At 40.6% G+C, this 19,712-nt stretch carries 22 protein-coding genes and 1 rRNA gene; 1 reads left to right on the top strand and 22 read right to left on the bottom strand.

Annotated elements, in window-relative coordinates:
* Window positions 1–10: 10 nt before the first annotated feature.
* The 13 genes from K1I44_RS10820 to metG all read right to left on the bottom strand — a co-directional run bounded on the left by K1I44_RS10820 (window position 11) and on the right by metG (window position 12,313).
* Complete coding sequence (locus K1I44_RS10820; protein WP_003398212.1) at window positions 11–961, bottom strand: ribose-phosphate diphosphokinase; 951 nt, start codon at window positions 959–961, stop codon at window positions 11–13.
* A gap of 17 nt (window positions 962–978) precedes the next feature.
* Window positions 979–2,355 carry a bifunctional UDP-N-acetylglucosamine diphosphorylase/glucosamine-1-phosphate N-acetyltransferase GlmU gene (glmU, locus tag K1I44_RS10815; RefSeq protein WP_003398211.1) on the bottom strand — a complete coding sequence of 459 codons (1,377 nt, stop codon included), beginning with the start codon at window positions 2,353–2,355 and terminating at the stop codon, window positions 979–981.
* Window positions 2,356–2,530: 175 nt separating this feature from the next.
* A complete protein-coding gene (gene spoVG, locus K1I44_RS10810; protein WP_003398210.1) occupies window positions 2,531–2,821 on the bottom strand; it encodes a septation regulator SpoVG in 291 nt (96 codons plus the stop codon).
* Window positions 2,822–2,909: 88 nt separating this feature from the next.
* Window positions 2,910–3,290 (bottom strand): RidA family protein, encoded by a 381-nt coding sequence (locus K1I44_RS10805; RefSeq protein ID WP_219986148.1) that lies wholly within the window; start codon window positions 3,288–3,290, stop codon window positions 2,910–2,912.
* 33 nt (window positions 3,291–3,323) lie between these two features.
* Window positions 3,324–4,148: a pur operon repressor gene (purR, locus tag K1I44_RS10800; protein WP_003398208.1), complete on the bottom strand. Its 825-nt coding sequence runs from the start codon at window positions 4,146–4,148 to the stop codon at window positions 3,324–3,326.
* A 12-nt stretch (window positions 4,149–4,160) separates the two neighbouring features.
* Window positions 4,161–5,027: a 4-(cytidine 5'-diphospho)-2-C-methyl-D-erythritol kinase gene (gene ispE / locus K1I44_RS10795; RefSeq protein WP_003398207.1), complete on the bottom strand. Its 867-nt coding sequence runs from the start codon at window positions 5,025–5,027 to the stop codon at window positions 4,161–4,163.
* 128 nt (window positions 5,028–5,155) lie between these two features.
* Window positions 5,156–5,425 (bottom strand): biofilm formation stimulator Veg, encoded by a 270-nt coding sequence (gene veg, locus K1I44_RS10790; RefSeq protein ID WP_003398205.1) that lies wholly within the window; start codon window positions 5,423–5,425, stop codon window positions 5,156–5,158.
* A 198-nt stretch (window positions 5,426–5,623) separates the two neighbouring features.
* Window positions 5,624–6,502 (bottom strand): sporulation peptidase YabG, encoded by an 879-nt coding sequence (gene yabG / locus K1I44_RS10785; protein ID WP_035045278.1) that lies wholly within the window; start codon window positions 6,500–6,502, stop codon window positions 5,624–5,626.
* A gap of 75 nt (window positions 6,503–6,577) precedes the next feature.
* A complete protein-coding gene (gene rsmA / locus K1I44_RS10780; protein WP_003398203.1) occupies window positions 6,578–7,465 on the bottom strand; it encodes a 16S rRNA (adenine(1518)-N(6)/adenine(1519)-N(6))-dimethyltransferase RsmA in 888 nt (295 codons plus the stop codon).
* On the bottom strand, window positions 7,458–8,030 hold the full coding sequence (gene rnmV / locus K1I44_RS10775) for a ribonuclease M5 (RefSeq protein WP_035045275.1): 573 nt from the start codon (window positions 8,028–8,030) through the stop codon (window positions 7,458–7,460). Before rnmV ends, rsmA begins: the two co-directional genes overlap by 8 nt.
* 61 nt (window positions 8,031–8,091) lie before the next feature.
* Window positions 8,092–9,285, bottom strand: coding sequence for a resuscitation-promoting factor (locus K1I44_RS10770; RefSeq protein WP_219986147.1), 1,194 nt, complete (start codon window positions 9,283–9,285; stop codon window positions 8,092–8,094).
* Between the two features lie 205 nt (window positions 9,286–9,490).
* On the bottom strand, window positions 9,491–10,258 hold the full coding sequence (locus K1I44_RS10765) for a TatD family hydrolase (protein ID WP_219986146.1): 768 nt from the start codon (window positions 10,256–10,258) through the stop codon (window positions 9,491–9,493).
* A 117-nt stretch (window positions 10,259–10,375) separates the two neighbouring features.
* The gene (gene metG / locus K1I44_RS10760; protein WP_219986145.1) at window positions 10,376–12,313 is read right to left on the bottom strand and encodes a methionine--tRNA ligase; all 1,938 of its coding nucleotides are present in this window, start codon (window positions 12,311–12,313) and stop codon (window positions 10,376–10,378) included.
* A 473-nt stretch (window positions 12,314–12,786) separates the two neighbouring features.
* Between metG and K1I44_RS10755 the strand changes: the two genes are divergently transcribed.
* Window positions 12,787–13,077, top strand: coding sequence for a transition state genes transcriptional regulator AbrB (locus K1I44_RS10755; protein ID WP_180316362.1), 291 nt, complete (start codon window positions 12,787–12,789; stop codon window positions 13,075–13,077).
* A 34-nt stretch (window positions 13,078–13,111) separates the two neighbouring features.
* Here K1I44_RS10755 and rsmI read toward each other — a convergent pair whose 3' ends face one another.
* The 9 genes from rsmI to rrf form a co-directional block, all read right to left on the bottom strand.
* Window positions 13,112–13,981, bottom strand: coding sequence for a 16S rRNA (cytidine(1402)-2'-O)-methyltransferase (rsmI, locus tag K1I44_RS10750; protein ID WP_003398196.1), 870 nt, complete (start codon window positions 13,979–13,981; stop codon window positions 13,112–13,114).
* A 6-nt stretch (window positions 13,982–13,987) separates the two neighbouring features.
* Entirely contained in the window at window positions 13,988–14,722 is a 735-nt protein-coding gene (locus K1I44_RS10745) for a tRNA1(Val) (adenine(37)-N6)-methyltransferase (protein ID WP_003398195.1), read from the bottom strand.
* Window positions 14,723–14,776: 54 nt separating this feature from the next.
* Window positions 14,777–15,124, bottom strand: coding sequence for a DNA replication initiation control protein YabA (yabA, locus tag K1I44_RS10740; RefSeq protein ID WP_003398194.1), 348 nt, complete (start codon window positions 15,122–15,124; stop codon window positions 14,777–14,779).
* A gap of 15 nt (window positions 15,125–15,139) precedes the next feature.
* Window positions 15,140–15,967 carry a PSP1 domain-containing protein gene (locus K1I44_RS10735; RefSeq protein WP_003398193.1) on the bottom strand — a complete coding sequence of 276 codons (828 nt, stop codon included), beginning with the start codon at window positions 15,965–15,967 and terminating at the stop codon, window positions 15,140–15,142.
* Window positions 15,960–16,958: a DNA polymerase III subunit delta' gene (holB, locus tag K1I44_RS10730; protein ID WP_219986144.1), complete on the bottom strand. Its 999-nt coding sequence runs from the start codon at window positions 16,956–16,958 to the stop codon at window positions 15,960–15,962. The genes K1I44_RS10735 and holB overlap by 8 nt, the downstream gene beginning before the upstream one ends.
* Before the next feature lie 10 nt (window positions 16,959–16,968).
* The gene (gene tmk / locus K1I44_RS10725; RefSeq protein ID WP_219986143.1) at window positions 16,969–17,598 is read right to left on the bottom strand and encodes a dTMP kinase; all 630 of its coding nucleotides are present in this window, start codon (window positions 17,596–17,598) and stop codon (window positions 16,969–16,971) included.
* A 1-nt stretch (window position 17,599) separates the two neighbouring features.
* Window positions 17,600–19,024, bottom strand: coding sequence for an aminotransferase class I/II-fold pyridoxal phosphate-dependent enzyme (locus tag K1I44_RS10720; protein WP_003398190.1), 1,425 nt, complete (start codon window positions 19,022–19,024; stop codon window positions 17,600–17,602).
* Window positions 19,025–19,106: 82 nt separating this feature from the next.
* Complete coding sequence (locus K1I44_RS10715) at window positions 19,107–19,289, bottom strand: sigma factor G inhibitor Gin (RefSeq protein ID WP_004888500.1); 183 nt, start codon at window positions 19,287–19,289, stop codon at window positions 19,107–19,109.
* 117 nt (window positions 19,290–19,406) lie between these two features.
* Window positions 19,407–19,523: ribosomal RNA gene (gene rrf, locus K1I44_RS10710) — 5S ribosomal RNA — on the bottom strand.
* Between the last annotated feature and the right edge of the window lie 189 nt (window positions 19,524–19,712).

Genomic DNA, 19,712 nt, shown 5'->3' with positions numbered 1-19,712 from the left:
CTAAACGTCATTAATCGAACAACGCGCTAATCGATTGTTCTTCGTGTACGCGAATAATAGCCTCACCGATTAATGGGGCAACGGATAGCTCCACAATTTTATTCGTTTTCTTTTCTTCAGGAATAGCAATTGTATTCGTTACGACGAGCTCTTTAATTTTTGAGTTTTGAATGCGTTCAATGGCTGGGCCTGATAAAACTGGGTGCGTACAACATGCATATACTTCTTTTGCCCCATGCTCAGCTAGCGCATTAGCTGCTAAAGTAATCGTTCCAGCTGTATCAATAATATCGTCGATTAAAATGGTCGTCTTTCCTTGTACATTACCGATAATGTTCATCACTTCTGCTACATTTGGCTTTGGACGACGCTTATCGATAATCGCAATCGGCGCTTTCAGACGATCTGCCATTTTTCGGGCACGAGTTACACCACCATGGTCTGGGGAAACAATGACAATATCATCAAGCTGCTTGTCTTTAAAGTAATCTGCTAAAATTGGCACACCCATTAAATGGTCAATCGGAATGTCAAAAAACCCTTGAATTTGTGGCGCGTGTAAGTCGAGCGTAATGACGCGGGAGGCGCCAGCTGTCTCTAACAAATTAGCGACTAATTTTGCGGTAATCGGCTCACGGGAGCGCGCTTTACGATCTTGACGAGCATATCCGTAATACGGCATAACAATATTAATTGTTTTAGCAGATGCTCGCTTTAATGCATCAATCATAATGAGTAATTCCATTAAATGTTCATTAACAGGTGCGCTAGTTGATTGAATGACGTACACATCGCAACCACGAATGCTCTCTTCAATATTGATTTGAATTTCCCCATCACTAAAACGAGAAACGGAGCACTTTCCTAATTCAACACCAATCACTTTTGCAATTTCTTGAGCTAAGAACGGGTTAGAATTTAATGAAAATAATTTTAAATTGGAATTCAAATACTGAGACATGGGTAAGTAAACCTCCATTAGGATTTTTTCTTCGCTTGCAGGCGTTCAACATAATTTTCTTTATTGATTTGCCGAGCGCGAGCGATAGCTAAAGCTTCATTAGGCACATCATCAGTGATGGTTGAGCCAGCCGCCACATATGCTCCGCTTCCCACAGTAACAGGGGCAATTAAGTTCGAGTTGCAACCGATAAATGCGCCATCTTCAATTTTTGTCACGTATTTATTTACACCGTCATAATTGACTGTAATCGTGCCGCAACCGATATTGACATCGTCCCCTACCTCGGCATCCCCGATATAGCTTAAGTGCGATGCTTTACTTCCGTTTCCAAACGTCGTCTTTTTAATTTCTACGAAGTTTCCAATTCTCACATCGTCTCCAATTTTACATAGTGGGCGAATATGCGCAAATGGACCGATCGTTACATCTTTTCCTACTTCGCTATCGTGTACAACAGAATGACGAACCGACGTACGATCGCCAATATAGCTGTTTTTAATTTCGCTGTTTGGTCCAATGATGCAATCTTCACCGATTACCGTACGACCTTCAATCGATGTGCCAGGATAAATAATCGTATCCTGTCCAATTTGTACATCAGGTGCTATATACGTATGCTCGGGATCAATGATTGTCACACCATTTGCCATATGTTTACGTTGAATACGCATACGCATGATTTTTTCTGCTTGCGCAAGCGCGATTCGGTCGTTAACGCCTAACGTCTCTTCAAACATCGGTGTTTCGTAAGCTGAAATGATCTCACCTTGTTTTTTCAAAATTTCGATGACGTCTGGCAAATAATACTCCCCTTGCGCATTATCGTTTGACACTTGCGTAAGCGCTTCGAATAATGCACGATTATCAAAACAATACGTTCCTGTATTAATTTCTCTGATCATTCGCTCTTCATCTGTCGCATCTTTATGTTCGACAATTTTTTCAACATGTCCATGCTCATTGCGGACGATACGTCCATATCCCGTTGGATCTTCTGTAAGGGCGGTTAAAATTGTTGCTTTTGCTTTCGTTTGTAAATGATGTTGTAAAAGCGCTTCCATCGTTTCTGAGGTGATCAGTGGCGTATCTCCGCAAACGACGAGAGTGACACCATCTTTATCAGCTAAATGAGGTGCTGCTTGCATGACGGCGTGCGCCGTGCCAAGCTGTTGTTCTTGAATAACGTATTCGCTTTGGTTCCCAAGTTGCTCTTTCACCCGTTCTGCCCCAAAACCGACAACCGTAATTAATCGATCGACATGCAATGTAGAAATTGCATCAACCACATGTTGTACCATCGGCTTTCCACAGACAGGGTGCAACACTTTATACAGCTTTGAACGCATACGCGTTCCTTGTCCAGCTGCCAAAATGATCGCATATCGTTTCATCTCAAGGCCTCCATACCTCTCTTTATCCATATTGAATATATATCAATTATGTATGTATTTCAAGGAAACATTGTCATCTGCCAAAAAAATTCATCATATATTCTTTCTTAATGGGGTAAACAGATTTTCCCATATGAAAAGGACCCTCTTTTACGAAAGGGTCCTCTTCTTATTTTTACGAAGCACCTGCTTCTTCAAGCTCTTTTTCCAACTCACCGGCACGGTGATATTCAGCTAAAACAGCTTCTTGAATTTTCCCGCGGGTTGTTGAGTTAATTGGATGAGCGATGTCACGGAATTCCCCGTCAGGAGTACGCTTGCTTGGCATAGCGACAAACAAGCCGTTATTGCCTTCAATAACTCGGATATCATGAACAACAAATTCATGATCCAACGTAATTGAGGCAATCGCTCTCATACGTCCTTCGGTATTCACGCGGCGTAATCTCACGTCAGTTACTTCCATTCTGTTCACCACCTTTTCCCTATATAAGAACTTAAGTGAATTTATTCCACGTTATTTTTCATTTTCCTGCTAACATTAAAAAATTTTTTTACGATTGTTTGACAAGTGCAACGACTTCAATTTCAATTAACGCATCTTTTGGCAAGCGAGCGACTTCAATGGCTGAACGCGCTGGCTTATGATCGGCAAAATATTGACCATATACTTCATTCATTGCCGCGAAATCGTTCATGTCTTTTAAAAATACTGTCGTTTTTACGACTGTCTCTAAAGACGCTCCCGCCGCTTCAAGTACCGCTTTCAAGTTTTTGAATACTTGATGCGTTTGCGCTTGAATGTCCCCTTGCACCATTTCTCCTTCTGGCGTTAAAGCAATTTGGCCAGAACTGTAAAACATGTTGTTCACAATAATACCTTGAGAGTACGGTCCAATCGCTTGTGGGGCTTCGTTTGTGTGTACAACTTTCATAGCTCTTCCTCCTGTATGCAAAAATCACTTATTTTATTTGACAAAATGAAAGTAGTTTCCTTCTTCTACGGTAATTTGTTTTTCTTTCACATTGACAGATGTTAGTTTCACAAGGGAAACATATTCATCAACGAGTCTCTCTTCCGCTTCCTCGGATTCGACAAGCACACCAATACCGACAACATTTGCCCGGAACTCTGCTAACAAACTAATCATGCCATTGATCGTTCCACCCGCTTTCATAAAATCGTCAACGATTAAGACGTTAGCTCCCTCTGTTAAACTACGCTTAGATAAAACCATTGTTTGAATGCGTTTGGATGAACCGGACACGTAGTTGATGCTCACCATCGATCCTTCCGTCACTTTGCTGTCGCGGCGAATAATTACAACAGGTACGTTTAAAAAGCTCGCCACAGCGTAAGCTAACGGAATTCCTTTTGTAGCAACTGTCACAACAAAATCAATGTTTTCGTGTGCAAACGCCGAGGCGTATAAACGGCCGATTTGGTTAACGATGCGCGTATCACCAAGTAAATCTGTCATATATAAATAGCCACCAGGAAGAAGCCGATCTGGATCAGCTAAACTTGCGCATAATTGTTGGATAAATTGTTTTGCTTCTCCCTCTGAAATTTTCGGTACATATTGTACTCCGCCTGCTGCGCCAGGAAGCGTGCGCAACAAACCGATTCCTTGTTGTTCAAACGTTTGCTTAATAATAGCTAAATCTTCACTAATAGACGATTTGGCTGAACCGTATCGCTCCGCAAAAAAGGTGAGTGGTACGAGTTGATGTGGATGATAAAGCAAATAATGCGTCATATCCACGAGTCGGCTGCTTCGCCTTAATTTCATATAATAACCTCCTCATTGTTCATGTCTTTCCCCAATTAATCGAACGGCATAAACGTGCTCGCAAAAACCGCGCAAACCATTATATACTCGTTGTAAGCGTGAATCGTGTTGAACGAGGCCAAATACAGTCGGTCCGCTTCCGCTCATCAGTGAGACATCCGCCCCGAAGCGTTTCATCTGCTCTTTAATTTGGGCTACTTCAGGATGCATGTTTAACGTTACACTTTCTAGCACATTGCCAGCGAGTGCACAAATTTTTTCATAATTTTTCTCTTTAATCGCAGCAACCATTCCATCTACGTTTGGATGATCGACGGATTGCAAGTTTAAATTCCGATACACATCCGCAGTTGACACACCGATCGTTGGCTTCGCTAAAATGACCCAACTTGGTGGGGGAGCAGGGATATGTTCGATTTTCTCCCCTCTTCCTGTGGCAACCGCTGTTCCTCCATATACACAAAACGGTACATCAGAGCCGATCTCTGCTCCTATTTCCGCAAGCTCGTCCAAACTTAAGCCTAATCCCCAAAGCTTATTTAACCCGCGCAACGTTGCAGCTGCATCACTGCTTCCACCCGCAAGCCCTGCTGCAACAGGAATATGTTTCGTAATTGCGATAGAAACCCCACGTCGTATTCCAAACTTTTCCTTTAGTAATTTAGCTGCTTGATACGCCAAGTTTCTCTCATCATCTGGCACGAAGCGATTGTGAGAAATAATTTGAATCGTATCACAATATAAATCGGTCAACTCCACACGATCAGCTAAATCAATCGTTGTCATCACCATTTTGACTTCATGGTAGCCATCTGGACGTTTATGTAATACGTCGAGAGATAAATTAATTTTCGCTGGCGCTTTGACTAACAACCTCAATCTGTTCACCTACTTTTCCGACTTCAAACTCCTATCGACATTTTACCACAAAAAATAGTGAACAAATACGTGCCTTTTCAATAGCCATAAAAAAAGAGACCACCGATATTGGTCGCCTCCTCGCGCAATTATGAATGTGTGCCGCTCATCGCTACTTGTTCATCATCTAAAAATGTAAGCTGTACAGTCTCTGTTAATACGTCTGCATAACTATATGATACACGTTCAAAAGCGTTTTCTTCTTGATCAAGTTCAACGACAAATACGGACGGATATGTTTGGGCCAACACGCCGCAACGCTCGATTGTCTTTCGACGCCCACCGTTCGCCTTTAACGTCAATCTTTTACCGAGATTCGAATCCAACACTTTTTTAATTTCCGACAATGTTTTTCCCATCGTATCCACCTCACTATTACGTAGTATAACAAATGAAAAACGATAAGTCAAAAAATAAGAATTATATCAACAAAAAATATTGAATGTCAATACTTTTGTTTTTATTATGAACAAATAAAGAAAAAACTATGTACAAAAAGTGTTAAAAAACAAAACTTGTCTTTTTACCACTACGGTAAAAAGACAAGAGGCTTTTATTTATGCTTGTTCAGTAATCGTCCGAAACGGCATTCCGGTTCGTAAAACGCCTCGCGTCTCAACGCCGCCAAGCCCTTTTTCACCTGTTAATGTATTTCTTAATACATCCCACACATTGACGCGATCCATAAACGGTGTAAAGCTAATTCGCGATACAATATATACTGGATCAAGCGCATGAATATTGACTCGTGCAGGCGAGCTCGCAAAGTTGGCACCTGCACGAATAAGCGATTCGAAGTGTGATTGACACGCCCCAGCAAAAATAACAAGTTGATCAAGGTTCGGGATTTTTTTTCGCGCTTGTCTCACCGTTTGTACAAAATACTTGGAATGGCGATACGCTTTCAAATCATCAACCGCTCCTTTTGATTTTGAATAAGCGTCGTGCCCAGTTACAACTAAAATATCTGGACGCACTTGCTCCAGCAGCGGAATAATGCGATCGGGCATATCTGTTTCATTACAATGCACACCATATACCGGTACCCCAATTCTTTCGTACAGCTGCATACATTTTCTTAAATAAAGCGGATCTCCATCAATATGAAGCACTCGTCCCGGCAGTTGAAAAAAGTCCATTTTCACGTCGTACCCACCTGTCGCCTCATATTCACTTTTTTCCCGCAACAGTCGATAATCTTGTCGTAACAACTTATAGCATTGCTCAATATGTTGTTTTTCTTTTTCTTTTCGTTTCTTTTTTTCTCGTTCATCAATGATGACTAAATCAGAAAAAGGAGCATCTGCCATTAGTCGAACATCTTCTCCATACAAGATCGCTTCTTTCTCCCCATCATTTTCTTTTATGTCGATAACCCGAAACAAAATATCACATTCATATGATTTCCGTGCAACAATATCGCCAATTTGAATCATACACGCCCGCCCCTTCGCCTGTTTTGTTTGTAACATATGCATGAACAGCGCAGAGCGTGTAAAAAAAAAGAGGCATTAAGCCTCTTGACGAAACATGTCATATAGTTGCTCGCTCAATGTAGCGAACTCAGCGATCGTAAGCGTTTCCCCCCTGCGCTTCGGATCGATATGGGCGTTGTGAAGCGCTTGTTCGATTTGTTCTTTTTTCTCTTTACCATTTGGCAACTGGCTCATCAAATTATTTAAAATCGTCTTGCGCCGTTGTCCAAAGCTTGCACGAACAACAGTAAAGAAAAACTGTTCATCCGAAACATGAACAGCCGGTTGTTCTCGTCTCAATAAACGAATGACCGCAGAGTCTACATTCGGTTTTGGCATGAATACTGTTCTTGGCACATGCATAACTGTTTCAGCATGCGTATAATATTGAACAGCAATCGTTAGCGACCCGTAGTCTTTCGTACCCGGCTTTGCAGCCATTCGCTCCGCTACCTCTTTTTGTAACATCACAACCATCCCGCGAATAGGGAGACGATCCGTCAATAACTTCATAATAATTGGTGTTGTCACGTAATACGGTAAATTAGCAACGACCATAATATCATCAACATCTGCCAACTGTTCCGCTATCACTTTCTCCACATTTGCTTTTAAAATATCTTGATGAATAATCGATACGTTTCCGTATGGGGAAAGCGTTTCATCGAGAATCGGTAAAAGCCGTTGGTCGATTTCGAACGCTACCACTTTTTTTGCACGTCGCGCTAATTGCTCCGTAAGCGCTCCGATTCCCGGTCCAATTTCAATGACACCCGTTTGCTCAGACAGTTCAGCAAAATCAACAATACGATGTAAAACGTTTGGTTCAATTAAAAAGTTTTGTCCAAGACTTTTTTTAAAAGAAAAGCCGTATTTCGTCAAAATTTCTTTTGTGCGTGTCGGTGTAGCAATATCTTTATACATGTCGTTCCTCCCGCATGACTTCCTTCATCGCTTCTGTAAATTGCTCCTTCGAAATTTGGAACATTTGCAACCGTTTATGCAGTTGTTTTCCGTTTGTATATCCGATTTTTAATAATTTCCCTAACTTCTCACGGCGAGCGCTTGCTAGCGGTCCACCAATTAATCCGGCATCAACAAGATGTTGGAATGAAATTTCCTCTTTTGGATCAATCATTTCTTCGTATACGCTTAAAAGCGCGGTGCGAATCGCTTCAACCGACGCATGTTCAACACCGAGACCTTTTCCGTGTTTTCCTCGCGCTTCCTCGCGCGTTAAAAATGCGTGCTTACATCCCGGTACACGCTCGGCAATGGTTTTACGAATTTTTTCCCCTGGATAATCAGGATCAGTGAAAATGATAACCCCCCGCTGTTGTTGGGCTAAGCGAATGCGCTCAATCGTTTCATCGTTAATGGCTGCTCCATTCGTTTCAATTGTATCTGCATCAACTGCGCGACGAATGGCTACCGTATCATCGCGCCCTTCGACAACGATAATTTCTTTAATTTTCATAATAACCTCCATCTCTCAACTATTCTTCACCCATTATAACGAAAAAAACAGAGGATCGCGAAATCCTCTGTAGCTATTTTATAATTTTAATTTTGACGCGCTTCGTCCCCCATCGATACGCTGTCGATTTATCCGGGAAAAATACGTCAATTTTATATCCTTTTACATTGGCTCCTGTATCAGCCGCAACAGCATAACCATATCCTTCAATGTATACTCTCGTCCCAAGCGGAATAACACGCGGATCAACCGCAATGACTTTCGCATTCGGATTGGCACGCAAATTGACGCCCGTTGCAGTTGTTCCTGAACATCCTCCACAATACGCCGTATACGCTGTCGCTATAACATAAAGCTCTTCAGCTACTTCACCGCTACCACGAGAAGCTAATGTTCGAGGGGCAACTTTTGTACCAACAGCAACGATACGGTTTTTGCTCGGTTTAATCGTTTCTGTTTTTATCAGTTTACGTGACACTTCTTTTCCGTTTTCTAAAATGACTTCATATTGCTTAGCGACAATCCCTTTTTCCCCTTCGCTAATTACCTTTTGTTTCCCTTTTTCTAATTGTGCATCTTTCTTCTTCACAACGACAAAATTTACTGGTTCTTCCACTACATCGGTGACTTTTTCAACTCGAACAATGTTTATTTTTGTGTTTGGTTGAATCTTTTCATTCAATGTTGGTTGAACGCGATCCAGTTCCCGTAATGTAATATGTTGTTTAGCTAAAAAGTCAGCGACCGTAGTCGAAGTAGACCAAACTTGTTGCTGTTTGCCGCCGTCATTTAATGTAATCGGGAATGCTTTATTGATAACAATTTTCATGTTTTCTTTCACTTTTTCATCGACGTTCGGTAACACTTCATCTTGCTCGCCAAGTTCAATTTGTTGAACGTACAATACATCTTTGACCGTTTTAGCTGTCGTCCTCAATTTTTTCTCTACTCCATCAACGACAAGCACAATCGGTTTACTCGCTTCCCATTTCACTGTTAAGTGATCAACAACTTTTTCTTCAGGTGAAGGCGATATAAAATCTCCTTGTTTCAACTCGATGTTTTGTTCTTTTAATAACTCAGCAACTGTATTGGCATGTGTACGTACTTTTTCTTCCTTGCCATTGACATGTAATGTCACCGTTTCTTTCGTCCATTCATAACTAGCATATCCCGTCATGCTACATAAAGCTAAAAATCCCCCAGTAGCAAATGCAATCTTCTTTTTTGATGCAGATTGCACTAAATGCTTTACATACGTAATCAAAATAAAAACGCCTCCTTTTCCGATAGATAACCGTGACGACGCCTCCCTTTCTATGAAGCTTATTATCTATTATTCAAAATATTCGCTCAAAAGGGAAGGAAGACTTGTCGACAAACACATTGTATGCTTGCAAAAAAAGTTGTAGAACGCACGCGTCCCATCTTTTTTTTAGACAAGCCTTCCTAACAATCGACACGTTTCTCTATCAAATGATGCCGAATAATCGCTTTGCATTGTCGGACGTTTTTTGAGCCACTTCGTCAAAAGACACCCCTTTTAACTCAGCAATCGCTTCAGCAACATATTTTACATAGCTCGGCTCGTTTCTTTTTCCACGAAACGGATGTGGCGTTAAGTACGGACAGTCCGTTTCAATAAGCATCCGATCGAGCGGAATTTCTTTTGCCACTTCTTTCGGTTTTTTTGCATTTTTAAACGTCACGGGACCGCCAAATGAAATATAAAAATTCATATCGATGCATTGATGCGCCACTTCTACACTCCCAGTAAAACAATGCATCACGCCACCGACTTCTGCCGCTTGCTCTTCCCGTAAAATATGAACAATGTCAGCTGTCGCATCGCGATTATGTATAATAATCGGCAACTTCACTTTTTTAGCTAAACGAATTTGCTTTCGAAATACTTCTTTTTGTACTTCTTTCGGCGACTGATCCCAATAATAATCAAGCCCCATCTCACCGAGCGCCACCACTTTCGGATGCGCTGCTAGCTGTTCAATCATCATAAGATCGTCATCAGTCATATGAATCGCATCAACAGGATGCCATCCGACAGCTGCGTAAATAAAGGAATATTGCTCAGCTAACTCCATTGCTCGCTCGATAGTTGGACGATCAAATCCGACAACAACAATATGTGACACACCTTCTGCACGTGCTCGTTCGATAACTTGTTCAACATCTTCGTTAAATTGTGTAGCATTTAAATGTGCATGTGTATCAAATAACATATAACCCCTCTTTTCTTCCGATGTTCAGTTTACCACACAATCCCGTTACATAAATCACAACGATATAACAATTACATTACAAAATAGAAACAAAGAGGTGTTTTTCACAACACCTCTTTACTTCACTTTTGCCCCGTTTGGAAGCGATTCGTCAACTGTCGCCAACGACAATACCCCGTCTTTTTCTCCGGCTAAAATCATGCCTTGCGATAATTCCCCACGAAGCTTGACGGGCTTTAAGTTAGTCACACAAATAACTTTTTTCCCGATTAAATCTTCCGGTTTGTAATATTTCGCAATACCTGATACAACTTGTCGCTTCTCATAACCTAAATCAAGTTGCAGCTTAAGCAGGCGATCCGCTTTCGGAATCGGTTCAGCGTGAATCACTTGTGCAACGCGCAAGTCTACTTTCATAAAATCATCGATCGTAATTTCTTCGCTTTGTTCTTGTTTTTCCTCTTTATTGACTGTTGTTCCCTTCATTTGCGTTTGAATATATTGCACTTCTTCTTGTACGTCTAGCCGTGGGAAAAGCGGGGTTCCCTTCTCAACTGTTCGTTCTTGTTGCGAAGCACCGAACGTTTGCAAACTATCCCAACTCATTAACTGTTCATCTTGAATGCCAAGCTGCGCGAACATTCGTTTAGGCGTTTCTGTTAAAAATGGCTGCAATAAAACGGCTACATAACGAAGACACTCTGCTAAATGCGACATAACAGAGGCCAGCTGATCACGCAACGTTTCATCTTTTGCCAACACCCACGGTTGCGTTTCGTCAATATATTTGTTCGTGCGACTAATGAGTTGCCAAATCGCTGTTAAAGCGTGGGAAAATTGCATATGTTCCATCGCTTCCTCGTATTGTTTTACCGTATCATACGCTGTTTGCACAAGCTGTTCATCAAACGGTGTGTGCGTACCGCCGTATACTGGGATACGTCCACCAAAATATTTCTCAATCATCGCTACAGTTCGATTAAGCAAGTTACCTAAATCGTTTGCTAAGTCGTAGTTTATACGCTCAACAAAACCTTCCGGCGTAAATACACCATCTGAGCCAAACGGCACTTCACGAAGCAAATAATAACGCAATGCGTCGAGACCGTAACGATCGATTAACGTCACCGGATCAACGACGTTTCCTTTTGATTTCGACATTTTTCCATCTTTCATAAGCAACCAGCCGTGCGCAAACACTTTTTTCGGAAGTGGAAGATCTAGAGCCATCAACATAATTGGCCAATAAATCGTATGGAAACGAACAATTTCTTTTCCAACAAGGTGGACGTCCGCTGGCCAATACGTTTTATATTTTTCGTCATTTTCTGTTCCGTATCCTAACGCCGTAATATAGTTCGACAGCGCATCGATCCATACATAAATAATGTGCTTCGGGTCTCCCGGAACACGAATGCCCCAATCAAATGTCGTTCGCGATACCGCTAAATCTTCTAAACCTGGCTTGATAAAGTTGTTAATCATTTCATTTTTACGCGATTCTGGCTGAATGAATTGCGGGTTTTCTTCATAAAACGCTAATAACCGATCAACATATTTGCTCATGCGGAAAAAATATGATTGCTCTTTTACTTTTTCGACAGGACGCCCGCAATCTGGACAATTTCCATCAACTAATTGTCTTTCCGTATAAAACGACTCACATGGAGTACAGTACCATCCTTCGTACTCGTCTAAATAAATGTCCCCTTGTTCTAAAAGGCGGGCAAAAATTTTCTCAACGACTTGTTTATGACGCTGTTCCGTTGTACGAATAAAATCGTCGTAAGATATATCAAGCTTTTTCCACAATTCTTTAATTCCGGCCACAATTTCATCGACATATGCTTGTGGAGTAACTCCTTTTTCTTCTGCCTTCCGCTGAATTTTTTGGCCGTGCTCATCCGTTCCAGTTAAGTACATCACATCATAGCCGCGCATTCGTTTATATCTCGCCATTGCATCGCCAGCCACTGTTGTATACGCATGACCGATATGTAATTTATCGCTCGGATAATAAATAGGTGTTGTGATATAAAACGTTTTCTTCGCCACTTGTACCCCTCCTTATCGCACGTTTAGTAGAAACGCTCTCGCCCAAAGGACGAGAGCGATTACATATTTGCATCTATTCCTCTTATCTCACCAAAATATACATAAAAATAGAGAGCGCTGTCAACTATCCGGCATAAGATTGTCGATAAACAATATACTTTTGTCGAATTTTGTCGAAAATATACAAGAAAATTTGTCGAATTTATGTTGAATTTTGTCGAATAATATTTATAATAAGGTTTGTATCGTCTTGAAAAGCAGTTAAAAACTGTTATGCATCTCTTGTCAAATCGTTTGGATTTTGTCATTTCAACTATAATTTTGTCGAATTTTATGTGCAACGACATGTAAATCATACATTTTTTTTTATTGTTGCATATAAAAGGATTGACGCTTAATGGAAAAGTTGTTATGATAAATCCATAGAGATTTTGTCGAATATTGACGAAAAAAGATGAACAAAGGAGAGGAGAATAAACATGAAATCAACAGGTATTGTTCGTAAAGTCGATGAGTTAGGTCGCGTTGTTATTCCGATTGAGTTGCGCCGCACGTTAGGCATTGCAGAAAAAGATGCGCTGGAAATTTACGTAGATGATGAGCGCATCATTTTGAAAAAGTATAAGCCAAACATGACTTGTGTAGTAACTGGGGAAGTATCTGACGACAACTTCAAGCTTGCAGACGGAAAAATCATTTTAAGTAAAGAAGGCGCAGAAGCGTTATTGCAAGAAATCCAAAACTTGCTTCAACAATCAAAATAAAAGTTTCTCTAGACTTTTCTAGAGAAACTTTTTTTTACTTATGATATGCTTCATACACATCCCGCTTCGGCAATTGCCGATCTTTCGCCACTTGTTTAATGGCTTCCTTCGAAGTATATTGCTTTACTTCCATGTAATAGTTTACGTGCTCAACAATCGTTAAATGATCCCACCATACCGATTCATCATTTAATGTGACATGATTCCCTTCTATAAGAAGACAAAACTCCCCGCGAATTTCATGATGTTCTGCCCAATGCATCACCTCTTCGATCGTTCCGCGAATAAATTGTTCAAATCTTTTTGTCAGTTCGCGCGCCACGACCATTTTCCGATTCCCGAATACACGATGCATAATAGCTAGCGTTTCTTGAAGACGATGCGGCGCCTCGTAAAAAATGAGCGTATCTTTTATATGTTTTAGTTGCTCGAGCTCTTTTTTCTTTTCTTTTTTATGCCGTGGTAAAAATCCATAAAAATAAAAATGGCTCGTCGGAAGCCCGGATGCTGTCAGTGCCGTCACAGCTGCGTTAGCACCAGGGAGCGGAATGACTTTACAATTAACGTTTAATGCGCTCATAACAAGTTCATAACCCGGATCAGAAATCGTTGGCGTACCTGCGTCGCTTACTAATGCAACATGTTTTCCTTCTAACAAGGCGGCAATAATTTTTTCACCGCTCGCCTCTTTATTATGTTCGTGATAACTTACAAGCGGTGTGTGAATATCGAAATGGTTAAGCAACTTTTTCGTTTGACGTGTATCTTCAGCAGCAATAAAGTGAACTGTCCGTAACGTGTCGACCGCACGAAATGTCATATCTTGCAAATTTCCGATTGGCGTTGGGACAATGTACAAAACGCCCTTTTCTCCTTCTTCAACAAAGCTTTTTTGTTCGTTCATATGATCTCATTCCCCATATAAAATATATTTTAGTTCACTCGTATATTCCCCATTTTGTTCATACACGATCAGAGGCGGCAATATTTTTAATCCTTTATTTCCATCTTTTATCCCTTCAATTAAAATGGTATTCGCCTCTTTTCCTTCTTTTGGATAAACGAATCGTAAACGTTTCGGCTCCAAACGGTATTGCCTCATCAATGTAACGATGTCTAACAAACGTTCTGGACGGTGAACAAAAGCCGCTTTACCACCTTGCTTTAACAATTGACTGCTAACGCGAATGACATCTTCTAACGTACAGTAAATTTCATGACGCGCAATGGCAAAATGTTCATTTTTGTTGATTTCTTCTTGGTTTGGTGTTGGAAAATAAGGCGGATTGCACGTTACGACATCAAATTTACTATGTCCGAGACAAGCAGGCATATGTTTAATATCGCCGTGAATCATTTCAATTTGCCCTTCCAGTCCGTTATATTGCACACTTCGTTTCGCCATATCATAAATCTTTTCTTGAATTTCGACACCAATAATTTTTCCTTTCGTCCGTTTACTTAACAACAGCGGGATCACTCCGTTGCCTGTACATAAATCAACTAAATTTCCTTTTTGAATCGGAACGTATACAAAATTCGCTAACAATACAGCATCTAATGAAAAAGCAAACACGGATGGACTTTGGATAATTTTCATATCTTCTGCTAGTAAGTAGTCCAGTCGTTCATCTTCACGCAACATGTAAACTCCCTCTTTCTACAACAAAATAGCCTTCCAGACCATTTGTCAGAAAGGCTATTTTTTATTTAAAAATGACAAGCAAAACAAACAATCTCCATCGGTCCGTAAACTTCCGTAATGTACGTTGCAAATATGAAATCCCTCTTGATACAAGCGAGCTAAATTGTCATACCCTTCGCCTATATCGACTAACTTCGCTTTCGTTTGTTTTTTTCCTTGCTCTACTTTGTTTTCAGACAGCTGTTCGAGCCGTCTACGCAAATGGTCATTTTCCACTTGAAGCCGATGATTTTCTTCAATTAACTCCCCGAGATAATTTTTCAATTCCCCGAGCTGTTTATATAAATGGGCAATTTGTTCCTCGATGCTTGTTACAGATTGAAAAATCTCTTTTTTATTCACGCGCCATCCACCCCATTACTCCGTGGCTTGAGTAGGAAGAACTTTTTCTTTTATCAATTCATCAATTGTATACTCAATTACTCGGTCTTTGTCGACTAATTCCACTTGCAACACTCTTTCTAAAATATTTAGCCCCACGACTTTTCCAAGCCCAAGAGGCGTCTCAATGATCTCACCTAAGTCCGGCAATTGTTCTTTTGCTGTTTCGTATTCATCGTTTTCATATTTTAAGCAGCACATTAATCGACCGCATAGTCCCGATATTTTTGTCGGATTTAACGATAAGTTTTGATCTTTCGCCATTTTAATCGATACCGGATCGAAGTCGCCTAAAAACGTCGAACAACAAAGCATGCGTCCGCACGGCCCGATACCACCTAACATTTTTGCTTCATCACGTACACCAATTTGTCTCAACTCAATTCTTGTGCGAAAAATAGCTGCTAAATCTTTAACAAGCTCGCGAAAATCGACGCGTCCATCAGCAGTAAAATAAAAAATGATCTTATTGCGATCAAACGTGTATTCAACATCGACGAGCTTCATTTCCAAACCGTGCTCTTCCACTTTTTTTAAACAAATATCGTACGCTTCTTCCGCTGCCTGTTTATTTTCCTCTACGACGAGTTTATCTTTTTGATCGGCCATACGAATAACTTTTTTCAACGGTAACACAATATCTTTTTCGTCCACTTGTTTTTTCGCAACAACAACTTTTCCAAATTCAATCCCGCGTACCGTTTCAACAATAACATAGTCACCATTTGAAATCGGCAAATCGCCAGGATCAAAGTAATAAATTTTTCCCGCCTTTTTAAAACGAACGCCTACAACTTCATACAAATGCAGATCCCTCCCGCAACTGCAATACTAGCTGTTCCATTAAAAGCTGCGGATTCATATTCGTATGCAACCGCGCTTTTGCTTGTAAAATTACCTTCATGTGCTGAGCAATTTGCTTTTCAGAATAAAGAAAACGGGACCGTTGAAATTGCTTCATGCAATCACCATATGCAATATGCTGTTCTTCCCCTAGCAACACATATAATAAATCCTTATATAAATATAATAATAAATCTAAACCAATATGCATTTGCTCTTTGTTCGCAAAATGGCTAAGCCAATGTTGTTGAATAACGAGCAAAGCTTGTACATACTCACTATTTAACGCTTCATATAATTGTATCACTATTTTTCGTGCTTGTGCAAACCAATCATCTTGACTTAGTCGAAGAGCTTCTTCCACATTGTTCGTTACCCTTGCAGCTAATATAGCCAACTGTCGTGGCACACCATGTTCTTGTAAGTATGCACATATCCGTTCAGTCGGAAGTGGATGGAAGGACAAAATTTGACAACGTGAAACGATCGTTGGGAGTATGCGATGAAATTGTTCAGTTAATAAAATGGCCACCGTCTTTTCCGATGGTTCCTCTAAAAATTTTAATAAGCTATTGGCAGCTTGAACGGTCATTTGATCAGCATGCTCAATAATATATAGTTTTCGATTCGATTCAACCGCTGTTTTTGTGAACTCCTCTTGCAACTGCTCAATTTGTTGTTTTTTTATGGAGTTTCCATCAGGGGTAACGAGGTGAACGTCTGGATGATTGCCAGATTGAATCCGTCGGCAGTTGACGCACGTTTCACAAGGTTCCTTATACAAATTTGTTAAGCAAAACAAACGTTTAGCAAATAAAAGAGCTGCTTCTTTCTTTCCTGTCCCTTTTTGCCCCTCGAACAAGTATGCATGAGCAATTCTTCCTTTTCTCATGCTGTTGGAAATCATTTTTGCCACATGTGGTTGATTTATTTCAAGTATTTCCCATGACATAACGATCCACTCACTTTCTTAAAAAAGGCTCAATAAGCGCCCGTACATCTTCAAACACTTTCGCAATCGGTTGAGCAGCATCCACTTTTTTTATACGGTTTGGAAAGCGATCAAGTAACATCATGTACCCATTACGTACCCGTTCATGAAATGCGATTTCTTCTAAATCAAGTCGATTGACTTCTCGCAAGCCATTTTCACGAATGCGCGCTAATCCAAGCGTTGGATCAATATCAAAATAAATCGTTAATGTTGGCATCCAGCCTTCAATGGCAAACGTATTAATCGCTAATATTTCATCTATTCCTAGCCCGCGCGCTACACCTTGATAAGCAAGAGAGCTGTCAATAAAGCGATCACAAAGCACAACTTTGCCATTTTTTAATGCAGGAATCACTTTTTCGACTAAATGTTGCCGTCTCGCCGCAGCGTAAAGCAAAGCTTCTGTTCTTGCATCCATTCGTTCATTACTTGGATGCAAAATGACGGACCGAATTTGTTCGGCAATATCGATTCCACCCGGTTCACGGGTCGCAATCACATCTACATGTTGTTCCGTTAAATAGTTAGCAAGCATGTGAACAATCGTCGTTTTCCCTGCCCCTTCAGGACCTTCAAATGAAAAAAATAAGTAGCTCATCTTAATCCTCCTTGAACACTTCGATGTAATCTCCATCTATATCTGTTTGAAAATAGGCCCCCATTTGCTTCAAATGTCGAATAAGCGTAATATGTTGCTTTGTCACAATTTCCCCAGTCAGTAAAATAGGAATGCCTGGTGGATAAGGAACGACCATTTGAGCACAAACGTATCCTACCGCATCATGAAGCAATACTTTTCTTGTCTGACGCCCTTTCGTCCATTCATAACTTACCGCTTGACAGTGCTTCGGTAAATGAAATTGTACTCGTTCATTTTGCCGTTCACTCGGAATACATTGCAACGCACGTTTTATGCGCCATGTAATCGTTTGAAGTTGGCTGATTGTCGCAAGTGGATAAACGAGCAACACGTTATATGGATCAGCCATTTCTGTAAATATTCCGTTTTTTTCTAATAATCGTTGCAGCTCATAACCTGAGTATGCACTACGTGTTTGTAACGTAATCTTCAACAAGTCCGTTTGAATGAACGGGTGTTGTGATTCAACGACTTCAATCGCCTCAATAGTTTGCAGTTCACGTTTGAATAACTGAATTTGTTCGCTCATTTCATGAATGCTTTCACGCGTTTGTTGCGCTAAATAAGCACGAGCCAAATCAAGCGAAGCCATAATTGGATAAGATGGACTACTCGTTTGAAACACTTGTAAAAAGTATTTCAACATACGTTCGTCTATGAACTCACTATTAAAGTGTAGAAACGATCCCATTGTCATCGCTGGTAGCGTTTTATGGGCCGACTGCACGACAATATCTGCCCCACATGCGACAGCTGACTTTGGAAAAGGTTCTCCTAAAACAAAATGAGCCCCGTGTGCTTCATCAACTAAAACTGGAATGCGATAAGAGTGAGCCAATTGAATAACTGTCGTTAAATCAACAGTCATACCATAATAGTTTGGATTTGTCAAAACGATTGCTGCTGCATCTGGATGTTCACTTAATGCGTTTGAAATCGTTTCAAAAGGTACAAAAGACATCACTTGAACATCTTCATCAAATTCTGGGGAAATAAAAATAGGTGTTGCTCCGACGAGATGTAACGCATGTAAAATTGATTTATGACAATTGCGTTGCACAATCACTTTTTTATTTTGTACACATGCTGCCGCAATCATTGCCAAGTTACCAGCGGTAGAACCGTTCACTAAAAAATATGTACGCTTTGCACCATACAACTTTGCAGCTAATTGTTGTGCTTGTTCAATCGCCCCAGTTGGATGATGTAAGTCGTCTAGATGTGAAAGCTCCGTTACATCTAAATGTAACAACGATGAAAAGGAAGAGAGAGCCTCCTCGTAAAAAACAGCTCCGTATTTATGTCCTGGTACATGAAAAGAGATTGGTTGTTTAGAGGCATGTTCACATAAAAGCGTATATAGAGGTGTCTTCGTCTGATCCATCTTTCTTCGCATCCTCACAAGTTTAATTTATATATCTATATATTAAAATAAAACAGGCCCTAATCATAGTAGGGGCCTTTCGTTATGAATATATTTTATTCTCTCTAATTTTTCTTAGACGATCGACATAAAATTTGTATTTCTCCTCATTTGTTTCTGTTTGAACGAGATCGTTGTGACAATCCATACATATGAAATGATGAAAAACATGCATTCCTTTTTTATTTTGCTCATCACATATAATACAAGCTTTTTGATAAGACATTTATTCTCCACCTCCCGCTAACAGTTTTCCCAGTTTCATATAACAATATACTCAAAAAAAAGCATTTGGTGCGGGAGTAAAAAAAGACCAAGACTAAATTTGTCTTGGTCTCTTCTTGCCCGGCAACGTCCTACTCTCGCAGGCGGTGTCCCGCCAACTACCATCGGCGCTGGAGAGCTTAACTTCCGTGTTCGGGATGGGAACGGGTGTGACCTCTCCGCCATCGTCACCGAGCAATCATATAGAAGGATGATTCCTTCAAAACTAGATAACAGGTTAGCCTACGCTTTTCTTACTGTCTAGCTTCGAACTAACATCCTCCTACGCCTTCGCTTTTTCCGTTCGACGTGCAAGCACGTCTTCGTCAAAAGCTCTCGGCTCCGTCGGACGTTTCCTTGGCTTCGCCAAGGACCGTTCTCAGCT

The organism is Anoxybacillus sp. ST4 (genome assembly GCF_019448545.1).
GTDB lineage: Bacteria > Bacillota > Bacilli > Bacillales > Anoxybacillaceae > Anoxybacillus > Anoxybacillus pushchinoensis.
This window is presented reverse-complemented; position numbering and strand designations above follow the sequence as displayed.